This window comes from Acidovorax sp. LjRoot129 (assembly GCF_964253765.1).
In the GTDB taxonomy this organism is placed as follows: domain Bacteria; phylum Pseudomonadota; class Gammaproteobacteria; order Burkholderiales; family Burkholderiaceae_C; genus Acidovorax.
In genome coordinates this window covers 648,703-662,249 of record NZ_CAXUSE020000001.1, presented here as the reverse complement: position 1 = coordinate 662,249, position 13,547 = coordinate 648,703, and the positions used below count along the sequence as shown (strand labels likewise).

At 67.6% G+C, this 13,547-nt stretch carries 13 protein-coding genes; 10 read left to right on the top strand and 3 right to left on the bottom strand.

Annotated elements, in window-relative coordinates; translation table 11 throughout:
• Nucleotides 1–5: 5 nt before the first annotated feature.
• From ACSQ3Q_RS03130 to ACSQ3Q_RS03120, 3 genes are read right to left on the bottom strand one after another with little or no spacing between them, the layout of a single operon-like run.
• Nucleotides 6–1,688: an AMP-binding protein gene (locus ACSQ3Q_RS03130; RefSeq protein WP_436132955.1), complete on the bottom strand. Its 1,683-nt coding sequence runs from the start codon at nt 1,686–1,688 to the stop codon at nt 6–8.
• Nucleotides 1,689–1,725: 37 nt separating this feature from the next.
• On the bottom strand, nt 1,726–2,166 hold the full coding sequence (locus tag ACSQ3Q_RS03125; protein WP_057204680.1) for a nuclear transport factor 2 family protein: 441 nt from the start codon (nt 2,164–2,166) through the stop codon (nt 1,726–1,728).
• 31 nt (nt 2,167–2,197) lie between these two features.
• Complete coding sequence (locus ACSQ3Q_RS03120) at nt 2,198–4,297, bottom strand: FAD-dependent oxidoreductase (protein WP_436132954.1); 2,100 nt, start codon at nt 4,295–4,297, stop codon at nt 2,198–2,200.
• Between the two features lie 146 nt (nt 4,298–4,443).
• Here ACSQ3Q_RS03120 and ACSQ3Q_RS03115 point away from each other — a divergent pair, with 146 nt between their 5' ends.
• From ACSQ3Q_RS03115 to ACSQ3Q_RS03070, 10 genes are all read left to right on the top strand, one after another.
• Complete coding sequence (locus ACSQ3Q_RS03115; protein ID WP_436132953.1) at nt 4,444–4,986, top strand: PadR family transcriptional regulator; 543 nt, start codon at nt 4,444–4,446, stop codon at nt 4,984–4,986.
• Between the two features lie 219 nt (nt 4,987–5,205).
• Entirely contained in the window at nt 5,206–6,024 is an 819-nt protein-coding gene (locus ACSQ3Q_RS03110) for a crotonase/enoyl-CoA hydratase family protein (RefSeq protein ID WP_436132952.1), read from the top strand.
• Nucleotides 6,025–6,194: 170 nt separating this feature from the next.
• A complete protein-coding gene (locus ACSQ3Q_RS03105) occupies nt 6,195–6,659 on the top strand; it encodes a MarR family winged helix-turn-helix transcriptional regulator (RefSeq protein WP_056409759.1) in 465 nt (154 codons plus the stop codon).
• A 71-nt stretch (nt 6,660–6,730) separates the two neighbouring features.
• Nucleotides 6,731–7,147 (top strand): organic hydroperoxide resistance protein, encoded by a 417-nt coding sequence (locus ACSQ3Q_RS03100; protein WP_056409762.1) that lies wholly within the window; start codon nt 6,731–6,733, stop codon nt 7,145–7,147.
• Nucleotides 7,148–7,223: 76 nt separating this feature from the next.
• Nucleotides 7,224–7,607 carry a DUF1304 domain-containing protein gene (locus tag ACSQ3Q_RS03095; RefSeq protein WP_436132951.1) on the top strand — a complete coding sequence of 128 codons (384 nt, stop codon included), beginning with the start codon at nt 7,224–7,226 and terminating at the stop codon, nt 7,605–7,607.
• 195 nt (nt 7,608–7,802) lie between these two features.
• Nucleotides 7,803–8,561: a metallophosphoesterase family protein gene (locus ACSQ3Q_RS03090; protein WP_436132950.1), complete on the top strand. Its 759-nt coding sequence runs from the start codon at nt 7,803–7,805 to the stop codon at nt 8,559–8,561.
• Between the two features lies 1 nt (nt 8,562).
• Complete coding sequence (locus ACSQ3Q_RS03085) at nt 8,563–10,008, top strand: serine/threonine protein kinase (protein ID WP_436136927.1); 1,446 nt, start codon at nt 8,563–8,565, stop codon at nt 10,006–10,008.
• 299 nt (nt 10,009–10,307) lie between these two features.
• Nucleotides 10,308–11,405, top strand: coding sequence for a DUF2855 family protein (locus tag ACSQ3Q_RS03080; protein WP_436132949.1), 1,098 nt, complete (start codon nt 10,308–10,310; stop codon nt 11,403–11,405).
• Between the two features lie 156 nt (nt 11,406–11,561).
• Nucleotides 11,562–12,635, top strand: a complete 1,074-nt coding sequence (locus ACSQ3Q_RS03075) for a serine/threonine protein kinase (RefSeq protein WP_436132948.1) — start codon at nt 11,562–11,564, stop codon at nt 12,633–12,635.
• Nucleotides 12,636–12,847: 212 nt separating this feature from the next.
• Complete coding sequence (locus ACSQ3Q_RS03070; protein ID WP_436132947.1) at nt 12,848–13,540, top strand: response regulator transcription factor; 693 nt, start codon at nt 12,848–12,850, stop codon at nt 13,538–13,540.
• Nucleotides 13,541–13,547: the final 7 nt, after the last annotated feature.

Below are 13,547 nucleotides of genomic sequence, written 5' to 3'. Positions count from 1 at the left end.
GGCGCTCAGGTGGGCTCGCGCAGGGCTGCGCGCAGAATTTTCCCTACCGGCGACTTCGGCAACTGCTCGCGAAAGATGATCTGCCGGGGCACCTTGTAGGCAGTCAGCTGGGTGCGGCAGTGGCGCTCCACGTCCTGGGCCGTGAGGGCCGAGTTGCGTGGCACGACAAAGGCGCGCACGGCTTCCCCCGTGTCAGCGTCCTGCACGCCGATGACGGCGGCCTCGGTGATGTCGGGGTGGGCGGCGAGTACGTCTTCCACCTCGTTGGGGTAGACGTTGAAGCCCGAGACGAGAATCATGTCCTTCTTGCGGTCCACGATGCGGATGAAACCGCCCTCCTCCAGCTGCGCGATGTCGCCCGTGTGCAGCCATCCATCCCGGATCGCGCTGGCACTGTCTTCCTGCGCATGCAGATAACCGCCCACGACCTGCGGGCCCTGCACCAGCAACTCGCCGCGCTCGCCCTGGGGCAGGTCGCACCCTTGGTCATCGACCACGCGCACCCGGCAGCCCGGCATGGGCACGCCCACGGTGCCCAGGCGCGGCGTGGCCGAGGGCGGGTTGCACGAGACGATGCACGACGTTTCGGTCATGCCATAGCCCTCCAGGATGGGGCAGACCACGGCCTGCCAGGCCTGTGCGGTCGACGTGCGCAGTGCCGTGCCGCCAGAGAAGGCGTAGCGCAGCTTCGGTGGTTTGGCCTGGAACCAGGGCTCGGCCAGCAGGCCGGCGAACAGCGTGTCCACGCCGGCGGTCCACTGCACCTCGAACTGCTCGAAGGTCTTTTGCAGGTTGGACATGGGGCGCGGGCTGGGCACCAGCAGGTTGCGCGCGCCGACCTGGAAGAACACCAGAAAATTCACCATGAAGGCGAACACGTGGTACATGGGCAGCATGGTGAGCATGGTCTCGCCGCGCTTGGGCCCATCGTAGGCATCGAGAAAATCGCGCGTGATGCGCAAGGTGGCCAGGATGTTGCCATGGGTGATCACTGCGCCCTTGCTGCGCCCGGTGGTGCCGCCCGTGTACTGGTACAGCGCCACGGGGTGGCTGCGCCGGTCGATGGTTGCCAGTGCCTGCCCGCGCACCAGCGCATCGGCCATGCGCGGCAGCGGCGTTGCATCCGCATCGGCAGGCCCCGCCATCTTGGCGCGGATGGCCGACGCCACGGGCTCCTCGAAAAAGTCCCACAGGCTGGCGGTGAGCACCGGCACGCCCAGCGCCTGGGCCACGGGCCGCCCCACTTGCAGGAACATGTCGCACACCAGCAGCAAGCGCGCGCCGCTGTCTTCGAGCTGCAGGCGCAGCTCGCGCCCGGTGTACAGCGGGTTCACGTTGGTCACGATGAGCCCGGCCTTCCACGCACCGAACACGGCGATGGGGTAATGCAGGCAGTTGGGCATCTGCAGCGCGATCACTTCGCCCGCCTGCAGCCCCTGCTCGCGCACCAACCAGGCGGCAAACGCGTCGGACAGGGCATCGACCTCACTGAAGCTGCGCACCACGTTGGCCCCCGTGGGCAGCACGAAGGTGAATGCCGGCTGGTCCCCATGGTCGGCAGCGGCCTGCGCGGCCAGCTGCGCGGCATTGGCAGGCAGCGCCGCCAGGTCGAGCTGGTAGTCGTGCAGGGCCTCGGGGTAGGAGCCCTCCCAGGGCATCGATGCTGGCGGCGCGGTGGTGGCGGTCATGGGCTTTGTCTCCTGTCTTTTCTTTTTTACGAACGCGTCAGGTCTTGGCCTTGAACGCAGGCAACTTGTCACCCAGCCGCGCGCCCATTTCGGCGCCCAGCGCCTGCAGGCCGCTCAGGGGGCGCACCATGACCTCGAACTCCGTGATCTGACCCTCTTCATTGAAGCGCACCAGATCGATCCCCTTGAGCTGCTTGTCGCCCACGCGCGCGCTGAACTCCAGCACGATGTTCAGGCCGTCGTCGGTGGCCAGCTGCCGGTGGTAGGTGAAGTCCTCGAACACCTGGATCACGGTGGACAGGGCCAGCATCAGCGCCGGGGCCGAGGTGTAGGCCGTGTTGGCCATGGGCGAGCGGAACACCGCGTCCGGATGCACGATGGACAGCAGGTTCGACAGGTCGCGGCTGGCCACCATGTGGTGCCAGGTGTCGAGCGAGCGGGCGACAGCGGGGTGGATGTTCTTCGGGGCTTCGGTCATGGCATGTCTCCTCTGAGTGGATTGAAAGAAATCAGATGCGGGCGGCGAGCGTCGTGCCCTGCAGGATGGCGCGCTTGGCATCGAGCTCGGCTGCCACGTCGGCACCGCCGATGAGGTGCGTGCTCTGGCCCGCGGCCAGCAGCGCGTCGTACAGCTCGCGCAGCGGCTCCTGGCCGGCGCAGACGACGATGTGGTCGACATCGAGCACGCGCGGCTGGCCATCGATGGTGATGTGCAGGCCGGCGTCGTCCACGCGCTCGTAGGCCACGCCCGAGCTCATGTCCACGTTGCGCGCCTTCAGCGATGTGCGGTGGATCCACCCCGTAGTCTTGCCCAGTTGGTCGCCCACCTTGCTCGCCTTGCGCTGCAGCAGGTGCACCTGACGCGTGGGCGCCTCCACCTGGGCAGCGCGCAGGCCGCCAGCGTGGGCATAGCCGGTGTCGATGCCCCATTCGTCATTGAATTTCTCAGGCGCGAGCGCCCCGCTCTCGCCTTCGTGCGTGAGGTACTCGCCCACGTCGAAGCCGATGCCACCCGCGCCGATCACCGCCACGCGCTGGCCCACGGGCTTCTTGTCGCGCAGCACATCGAGGTAGCTCAGCACCTTGGGGTGGGCAATGCCCTCGATGTCGGGCGTGCGCGGGCGGATGCCTGTGGCCACCACCACCTCGTCGTACCCCTGGCCCGCCAGCTCGTGCGCGGCCACGCGGGTGTTCATACGCACCTCCACGCCATGCAGCTCCAACTGGCGGCGGTAGTAGCGCAGCGTCTCGTAGAACTCTTCCTTGCCCGGCACCTGCTTGGCGATGTTGAGCTGGCCGCCGATCTCGCTGCCCGCGTCGAACAGCACCACCGCATGGCCGCGCTGCGCAGCCGTCACGGCAAAGCTCAGCCCTGCAGGGCCGGCGCCGACCACCGCGATGCGTTTTTTGGCCGCCGTCGGGGCAATGACCAGCTCGGTCTCGTGGCAGGCACGCGGGTTGACAAGGCAGCTGGTGATCTTGCCGCCAAAGGTGTGGTCCAGGCAGGCCTGGTTGCAGGCGATGCAGGTGTTGATCTCGTCGGCCCGGCCCTGGCGCGCCTTGCGCACGAAGTCGGCATCGGCCAGCAGCGGCCGTGCCATCGAGACCATGTCGGCGCAGCCCTCGGCCAGCAGGCGCTCGGCCACCTCGGGCGTGTTGATGCGGTTGGAGGTGATCAGCGGTATGCCCACCTGGCCCATCACCTGCTTCGTCACCCAAGCATAGGCCGCGCGCGGCACCTTGGTGGCGATGGTGGGAATGCGCGCCTCGTGCCAGCCGATGCCGGTGTTCAGGATGGTGGCGCCCGCCGCCTCGATGGCCTGGGCCAGCGCAATCACCTCGGCCAGCGTGGAGCCGCCCTCCACCAGGTCGAGCATGGACAGGCGGTAGATGATGATGAAGTTCGGCCCCACCCGCTCGCGCGTGCGCCGCACGATCTCGACGGGGAAGCGCATGCGGTTGGCATAGCTGCCACCCCATGCGTCGTCGCGGTGGTTGCTGCGCGCCGCGATGAACTCGTTGATCAGATACCCCTCGGAGCCCATGATCTCCACCCCGTCGTAGCCCGCATGCTGGGCCAGCGCGGCGCAGCGCACGAAGTCGGCAATGGTCTGCTCCACCTCGTCGCCCGTCAGCGCGTGCGGCACGTGGGGGTTGATGGGTGCGCGCAAGGCGCTCGGGGCCACCAGGTCGCGGTGGTAGGCATAGCGGCCGAAGTGCAGGATCTGCATCGCGATCTTGCCGCCCTCGGCATGCACGGCGGCAGTCACCTTGCGGTGCTGCTGCGCCTCATGCTCGTTGACCAGCATGGCCCCGCCCTGCATGGGCCGGCCGCGCTCGTTGGGCGCGATGCCGCCGGTGACGATGAGCCCCACCTCGCCGCGCGCCCGCTCGGCATAGAAGGCGGCCATGCGCTCGAAGCCGTTGGCCACTTCCTCCAGCCCTACATGCATGGAGCCCATGAGGACGCGGTTTTTCAGGGTGGTGAAGCCCAGGTCCAACGGCGCGTGAAGGTGCGGATAGGGGCTTGCCGCGTCGGCCCGCACCGCTACAGGCGCGGTCGCCTTGCCGCCAGCCAGGCGAGGCGAATGAGAAACATGGGCATCCATCGCAGGTCTCCTTATTGTTTATGCAACCAGTTGCACGAATGTAGTTTCATTCCAGCGTTTGCGCAACTGGTTGCATAGAAAAGGGAGGAAGTGCGCTTCAGGCAAGATTGGGCGTCTGGAATGTCCCTTGCCCGCCCGTTTCTCCGATGTCTCTGCCCCACGCCCTCCTTACCGCCTTGGTCGAGCATCCCTGCTCTGGATCGGAACTTGCCGAGCGGTTCGACCGATCCATCGGCTACTTCTGGCACGCCACACACCAGCAGATTTATCGTGAGCTCGCGCGGCTGGAAGAGGCTGGCTGGATCGAAGCGCTGCCCGCAGAGACGGGGCGCGGCCGCAAACGGCAGTTCCGTCTGCTGCCCGCTGGCCGCAAGGAGTTGCGCCGCTGGACAGCGCAGCAGGAAGACCCGGTCCCCCTGCGCGATGCGCTCATGGTGCGGCTGCGCGCCGACGCAGCGATTGGCCCGACGGGGCTCGAAAAAGAGATCGCGCGACGGATGGCCCTGCACGAGCACAAACGTGCCCTCTACCAGCACATCGAGCAACGCGACTTTGTGGGCCGCGACCTCAGCCGGGAGCGTCGCCTGCAGCACCTCGTCCTCAGGGCAGGCATCCTGCAAGAGGAACTGTCGCTGGCTATTTCGAAGGAAGCCCTGCAAATCCTGGGCGACCCATTGAAAGGGAAGTGAAGGACCCCTGCCGGCTGCCCCCCACCGATGTGAACGGCCACGAGGCCGCCCGCAACGACCACCGCAAAGCCGTGGCGCGATCTGGCGGGGAGCGCGACGCCGGCACCGCGCAGCAACCACGACGGGCCAGGCCGTCCCGTGCGGCGCCTGCTCTGTCCCGCTGGAGACGGTGCACGCCCGGCGTTGCGATTTCAATCGTGGCAAGGAGACATCCGCGCCATGCCAACCCTCACCGCCAACCCGCCCCCACCCGAAGGCTGCATCGACACCCAGGTGCTCGGCCACGTGTTGCTCATCGGCATCAACCGCCCGGCCAAGCGCAATGGCTGGACGCCGCCCATGTTCCGCCAGCTGGCCGAGGCCTATACGCGGCTGGACGACGACCCCGACTTGCGTGTCGGCGTGCTGCACGCGTTCGGCGACCACTTCACCGCGGGCCTGGACCTACCCGCCGTGAGCGCCTACATGCAGCGCGGCGAGAAGGCCATCCCTGAAGGACTGGTGGAGCCCCACGACTACGGCTTGCCCGGCTACCGGCGCCGCACCAAGCCCATGGTGGCGGCCGTCAAGGGCATCTGCTTCACCGTGGGCATCGAGCTCATGCTGGGCGCGGACATCGTGGTCGCAGGCGACGACTGCCGCTTCTCGCAGATGGAGGTGCAGCGCGGCATCATGGCCACGGGCGGCGCCACGCTGCGCATGGCCGAACGCGCGGGCACGGGCAACGCCCTGCTGCATTTGCTGACAGCCGACGAGTTCGGCAGCAGCGAGGCCTATCGCCTGAATTTCGTGCAGAAGGTGGTGCCCGCCGCGCAGGTGCTCCATGAAGCCATCGCCATCGCCCAGCGCATCGAGGCGCAGGCGCCGCGGGCCGTGGTAGCCACGCGGCTCAATGTGCTCAAGGCCATCGAGCAGGGGCAGGCCGCCGCGGTGGCTGACTTCATCCCTGTGCAGAAGCAGTTGGCCAACAGCGAAGACGCGGCCGAGGGGGTGCTCGCGTTCGTGGAGCGGCGCCCCGCCCGCTTCACCGGCCGCTGAACAGCCCACAGCCCTGGCCTTGGCCATTGGCGGCTTGCACCCGCACGCGCGCCGTGCGTGAATAGCACCTTCGCTCGCCCACCGGCAGACCCGGACGCAAACCCGCACCGGCAACAATAGATTACACAATTGAATTGCACACAATTCAATTTCCCCGCACAATTCACCCCATGGCCCGCAGCAAACCCACCACCGACACCCCCAGCCCAGCCCTGCTGCGCCTGGACAACCAGGTGTGCTTCGCGCTGTATTCCGCCTCGCTGGCGATGACCAAGCTGTACAAGCCGCTGCTCGAAGCCATCGGCCTGACCTACCCCCAATACCTGGTGATGCTGGTGCTCTGGGAGCGCGACGGCGTCACCGTGTCCGAGCTGGGTGAGCGCCTGTTCCTCGACTCTGGCACGCTCACGCCGCTGCTCAAGCGCCTGGAAGCCTCGGGCCTGATTGCCCGCCTGCGCGACGTGCAGGACGAACGCCGCGTGCGCATCACCCTCACCCCCGCCGGCCGCGCCCTGCGCCAGGGCGCAGAGGCCATTCCGCCCTGCGTACTGGAAAGCAGCCAGTGCACCATCCCCGAGCTCACGGCCCTGACCACTGAACTCAAGCAACTGCGCGACCGGCTCGGCCAGCGCTGACAGCACCGGCCCCGTTTTTCATCGATTCCCTCCCCGCCCGCCTGTGGGCAACAACCTCAAAGGAAGACACCATGACGCAACTCGAAAAAGTCCTGTACACCGCCAAGGCCCACGTGACCGGTGGCCGTGATGGCGCAGCCAAGACCGACGACGGCCGCCTGGACGTCAAGCTGTCCTCGCCTGGCACGTCCGGCACGGGCACCAACCCCGAGCAGCTGTTCGCATCGGGCTACGCAGCCTGCTTCATCGGCGCGATGAAGGCCGTGGGCGGCAAGATCGGCATCCCGGTGCCACAGGACGTGTCCATCGACGCCGAAGTCGACCTGGGCCCCATCCCGAACGCCTACGGCATCGCCGCCCGCCTGGCCATCAGCCTGCCCGGCCTGGACAAGGAAACGGCCCAGAAGCTGGTGGACGCAGCCCACCAGGTCTGCCCCTACTCCAACGCCACGCGCGGCAACATCGACGTGACGATCACGCTGGTGTAAAGACCGTGCCGACGACCCCTCGGTGGCCGCACGGCGGCCGCGCGGGGTGGTTGACATGCGCTTGCCAGGTCTCGCCATGAGCCTCTTACTTATTCCCCGCATTGCGGTGGCCCTTGTGGCCATCGAACATGCATACATCCTGGTGCTGGAGATGTTCTTCTGGAACAAGCCCCTGGGCCTGAAGACCTTCAACCTGACCCAGGAGCTGGCCGACGCCACCGTCACGCTGGCGGCCAACCAGGGGCTGTACAACGGCTTCCTGGCCGCCGGCCTGTTCTGGGGTTTGTTCACCAACAACCGGCTGTTCAAGATCTTCTTCCTGGCCTGCGTGATCGTGGCCGGCGTGTTTGGCGGCGTCACCGCCGTGCCCAAGATCTTCTTCACCCAGGCGCTGCCGGCCATCATCGCTCTGGCCCTGGTGCTTGCGCTCGACAAGCCCGCCGAAAAGCGCAGCCTGTAAACACAATTAGCCACAAAAATGATAGCTGCCAGCGCTTATACAACAAGCGCTGGCAGCTATTTTTGCTTGTATTTTGGCCGCCGGCGGCTGCGCCGAGCCCGCTGAAAGCTGGCGTTCAGCGATGCGCGCGATGATGGTGCGCAAAACCGGACCCTGTTCACGGCCCCTTCGGCCGTTTGAACAGGCTCTCACACCATGAAGATCGCCCTCCTGTCCGACATCCACGCCAACCGCCAGGCCCTGGAGGCCTGCCTGCAGCACGCCCGCGCCCAGGGCGCCGAGCAGTTTGCGCTGCTGGGTGACCTGGTCGGTTACGGCGGCGAGCCCGTGGCTGTGGTCGAGCATGTGATGGCGCTGGTGCAGCGCGGCGCGCTGTGTGTGCTGGGCAACCACGATGCGTTGGCACTCGAGCCCCCGGCATCGCCACGTAACCGCGGCGAGCTGGGCGCGCGGTGGACACACGACCGGCTTGCGCAGGCGCACCACGCGTTTCTGCAATCGTTGCCGCTCACCGCGCGCTTGGGGCAAAGCGCCCTGCTGGTGCACGCCAGCGCCGACGCGCCCGAGCAGTGGCGCTATGTGGAAGACGGGAACGCCGCCGAGCGCAGCATGGCGGCCGCGCAGGCCATCGACCCCGCCATCCGCTACGTGTTCGGTGGCCATGTGCATGCGCAGGCGCTGTATTTCCTCACGCCCACGGCCAAGCTCATGCGGTTTGCGCCCGAGCCCGGTGTGCCCGTGCCTGTGCCCCCGCACCGCCAGTGGCTGGCCATCGCCGGCTCGGTGGGCCAGCCGCGTGATGGCGATGCCCGCGCCATGTACGCGCTGTTCGACGATGCGGACAAGTTGATCACCTTTTACCGCGTGCCCTACGACCACCTGGCTGCCGCTGCCGCCATCCGCGCAGCGGGGCTCCCGGCCTTCTATGCAGACCGTCTGGAACACGGGCAATGAGATGAAGCTGCTCGCGCCCGGCACCGAGATCGACGGCTTTCGCATCGGCGACTGCATCCACGCCGGCGGCATGGCGCACATCTACGTGGTCGACTACGCGAAGCCAGGCCGCGCAGGGCCCGGTTTTGCGATGGCGATGAAGATCCCGCGCATGACGGCCGGCGATGGCGCTGAAAACATCGTCGGCTTCGAGGTCGAGCAGCAGATCCTCTCTGTGCTCACCGGCCCGCACGTGCCGCGCTTTGTGGCGGCCGGCGACCTCATGCGCCTGCCCTACCTGGTAATGGAGTACGTGCCGGGCCAGACGCTGCAGCACTGGCTGGACACCACGCCACTCCCCACCCGCACCGCGGAGACCATCGCACGCCTGGGCGCGGCCGTTGCCCACGCCGCGCACAGCCTGCACCAGCAGAACGTCTGCCACCTCGACCTCAAGCCCGCCAACGTGCTCGTCCAAAGCGATGGCAACGCGGTGCTGCTCGACTTTGGCCTGTCGTGCCACGCGCACTACCCCGACCTGCTGGCCGAGGAGATGCGCAATGCCGTCGGCTCGCCCACCTGGATCGCCCCCGAGCAGGTGGTGGGCGTGCGCGGCGACCCGCGCAGCGACATCTTTGCCATCGGGGTCATGCTGTACGAAGCGGCCACCGGCGAGCTGCCTTTTGGCGCACCGGTCACGAACGGCGGCCTGCGCCAGCGGCTGTGGATGACACCCACGCCGCCGCGCAAGCACCGCGCCGATGTGCCGCCCTGGCTGCAGGAGGTCATCCTGCGCAGCCTGGAGCCCGAGGCCGCGCTCCGCTATCCCTCGGCAGCCCACCTGGCGTTTGACCTCACCCACCCGGCGCAGGTACTCATCACCGAGCGCGGCGAGCGCACGCAGCGCACACCGCTTTCCACCCACCTGCGCCGCTGGCTGCGCGCGGCCGGCATGCACTACCGGCCGAGCCCCCTGCCCGCCCAGCAGATCGAGGAAACCCCCATCCTCATGGTCGCCGTGCCGCACGAGGACGTGACGGACGCCACGCTGTACTCGCTGCGACAGGCCGTGGCCCGATCGCTGGGCATACGCCCCGGCGCGCGCCTGGCCTGCGTGACGGTGATCTCACCATCGGCCAGCAGCACCAGCGACAGCGAACGCAGCGAGACCACGCTGCACCGCCAGCACATCGCGCGCCTGCGCCAGTGGGCCCAGGGGCTGGACCTGGCCCGGCACCCCGTGAGCTACCACGTGCTGGAGGCCAGCGACGTGGCGCAAGCCCTGGTGCGCTACGCCGCCAGCAACCACGTGAGCATGATGGTGCTGGGCGCCGCCACACACGGGCTGCACATGCAGCGCTTCATCGCCACAGTGCCCATGCGCGTGGCGCGCGACGCGCCTTGCACCGTCATCCTGGTCAAGCAGGCCTTGCCGTTCGAGCAGCTGGCGCAGTCGTTTTCGGGTTGACGAAGAAGCACGTTGACGTCGGCAGTGACGGGCATTGCGCCACCGCCCAGCCCATGCGCTGCGCACCCTTTCGCAGTCGACCAGGCTGCCAGCCGTTCTGTATCGCCGTCACGGCGCGCATACGCGCTGCCATCGTTCGCCGCCCTTGTGATTCTTTGAACCCCTTGCCGGCCGCGCCTCCCTTTCCGTGCAGTGGAGGAGCGAGCGCACACAGCACCCCCGCCGCGGCGCGGCGCGGCTGTCGCCCAGGTGCCGCGCGCCCTCTTGAGCCGGGCCGGGCTTTCGTTTAGCGTGTTGGGATGCACACCACCACCCTCCTCGTGCGCCAGGACCAGCTGGCCACCACCCGCCTGCACACTGCAGAAGATGCACCCCTCACCGAGGGCCAGGTCCGCGTGCGGGTCGAGCAGTTCGCACTGACCGCCAACAACATCACCTACGCGGCCATGGGCGAGATGCTGCAGTACTGGCAGTTCTTCCCAGCCGGCGAGCCCGGCTGGGGCGTCGTGCCCGTGTGGGGCTTTGGCACCGTAGTGCAGTCGCAGCACGCCGATGTCGCCGTGGGCGAGCGGCTGTACGGCTACTGGCCCATGGCCAGCCAGGCCGTGCTGTCGCCCCACCGCGTGACCGCCGCGGGCTTCAGCGATGGCGCGCCCCACCGAGCGGCCCTGCACGCGGTCTACAACCAGTACCTGCGCACCGCGGCCGATCCGTTCTACCGCGCCGACACCGAGGACGTGCAGGCGCTGCTGCGGCCCCTGTTTGTTACCTCATGGCTTATCGACGACTTTCTCGACGACCAGCAGTTCTTTGGCGCCAAGCGCATGCTGCTGTCCAGCGCATCGAGCAAGACAGCGTATGGCACGGCCTTCCAGCTGGCCCAGCGCGACGGCATCGAGGTCGTCGGCCTCACCTCGCCAGGCAATGTGGCGTTCTGCGAAAGCCTGGGCTGCTATGACCGTGTCGTCACGTACGACGCGCTGGAATCGCAATTGGACGGCGCCACGCCCAGCGTCTACATCGACTTTGCGGGCAGCGTGGGCCTGCGCCAGCGCATCCACGCGCATGTCACCGGCCTGGCCTATAGCTGCGCGGTGGGCGCCAGCCATGTGCAGGACCTGGGCGGCGCCGGCCAGCTGCCCGGCCCGCGCCCGGTGATGTTCTTCGCGCCTGCGCAGGTCAAGAAGCGCAACGGCGACTGGGGCGCCCAGGGCCTGGGCGAGCGGCTGGTCGCGGCATGGAACCACTTCAGCGCCGCGGTGCAGACTGCTCCCCAGCCCTGGCTGACGGTGCAGCACCACGCCGGGCCCGAGGCCACGCAGGTGCTCTTCACCCGCATGCTGGCCGGCAGCGGCGACCCGCGCGCGGGGCATATCGCGACGTTGCAGGCGGGCTAATCCGGCGGCCGAGCGGCCGCTCGCTCACCATTCGCGCCACCGTTCTCACCGCCCGCACTGCGCCGGTCGAAGGGTTCTTGTACGGAGCGCCCAAGACTTCGACAAGCTCAGCCCGAACGGCTAGGAGACGGGGACGGCAGACGGCGACAATGGGGCATGACCCTCCCGTCCCCCGACAATCTGCCCGCCGACGCTGACACCCCCGCCGCCAACAAACTCCACCCTTACGCCCAGCTCACGCCCGACCACGTGCTCGACGCCCTGGCCAGCGTGGGCCTGTATGGCGATGGCCGCCTCATGGCCCTGTCGTCGTACGAAAACCGTGTGTACCAGGTCACGCTCGAAGACGGCGAGCGCGTCGTGGCCAAGTTCTACCGCCCCGACCGCTGGAGCGAGTCGCAGATCCTGGAAGAGCACGGGTTTGCCGCCGATTTGATGGCCGCCGAGGTGCCTGCCGTGGGCCCGATGGTGCTCCACGGCCGAACGCTGCACCAGCATGAGGAGTTCGCGTTTTCGGTCAGCCCCTGGCGCGGTGGGCGGCAGCCCGAACTGGATGATTTCGAGGTGCTGGAGTGGATCGGCCGCTTCCTCGCGCGCATCCACACCGTGGGGGCCGCGCAGCCGTTTGCGCACCGGCCGCTGCTGGATGTCGAGACCTTCGCTATTGCATCCCGCGACTGGCTGCTCACGCACGAGATCATTCCCCTGGACATGCAGGCCACCTGGAAGGCGCAATGCGATATCGCTATTAAATTGATAGCTAACAGCGCACTAGATACAAGCGCTGGGGCCCCATTTGGGTTGAAAAATGCCACGCCCATCCGCCTGCACGGCGACTGCCACCCCGGCAACATCCTCTGGACACCGCTGGACGAATACGGCCGCGGCGGCCCGCACTTCGTCGACCTGGACGACGCCCGCATGGGCCCCGCCGTGCAGGACCTGTGGATGCTGCTGTCCGGCGACCGCCGCCAGCGTACCCACCAGCTCAGCGCGCTGCTCGACGGGTACGAGCAGTTCCGTAGTTTCGACCGGCGCGAGTTGGCGCTGATCGAGCCCCTGCGCACGCTGCGCCTTATCCACTACAGCGCCTGGCTCGCCCGCCGCTGGCAGGACCCGATCTTCCCGGCCAACTTCCCGTGGTTTGGCAGCAGCGATTACTGGCGCGGTCAGGTGGACATGCTGATCGAGCAAATCGAGGCGATGCAGGAAGAGCCGCTGGCGGCGTAGCCAGTCTGCGGGGAGGCCACCGGCACGTTGGCCATCAGGCCGGGCACAAAAGCCCCGGGCCCGGCGCGCGATGCGCTTTCGCCGCGTTTTGCAAACGATTGTCAACCCGTGCGCACACGGGTGCGATGTCGCGCAACATCAGTCAAACGCCACTCTCAAGAGGGCGTCTTCTCTGACCTGCGAAGGGCCCCCGTGCCCGAAGACTCCACACCATGCGCATTGCCGTCCTCAACGACGACCCCCTCGTGCCCGGCACGGTCCGCGGCGCCCTCGAACACCACTTGCGCCACGCGTGCCACTTTTATTCCAGCGTCGGTGGCCTGCTCAAAAGCGCACGCCAGAAAACGTTTGATCTGCTGATTGCCGACTGGCATCTGTGCGGCGCTGAAGGCATCGAGGTGATGCAGCGCATGCGCGACGTGCGCGGCCAGCACCTGCCCATCCTGCTGGCGGTGCGCCGCGGCGATGAGCTGGGCATGGTGCAGGCGCTGCGCCACGGCGTGGTCGATTTTGTGGTCCACCCCTTGCGCACGGCTGAGCTGGTGGCGCGCACGTCCGCGTTGCTGCAACGCGCCTACCCCGAGGCCATGGCCGAGCAGCTGACGTTCGGCCCCTACCGGTTCGACCCCGAAAAGCGCCAGCTGTTTCTGCACGATGCCCCCCTCGCGCTTAAAAACCGCGAGTACGAGCTCGCACTCTTCCTGTTCCGCAACGCGGGCCGCCTGTTATCCCGCGCCCACCTGCGCGAAGTGGTCTGGGGCGAATCCGACGAAATCCCCTCGCGCTCGCTGGACACCCACGTTTCGCGCATCCGCACAAAGCTGCAGCTGACGAAAGACAACGGGTTCACGATCACGGCGGTGTATGGGATGGGGTATCGGCTGGATCCCCCTGAATCGCAGTGACGCCTCG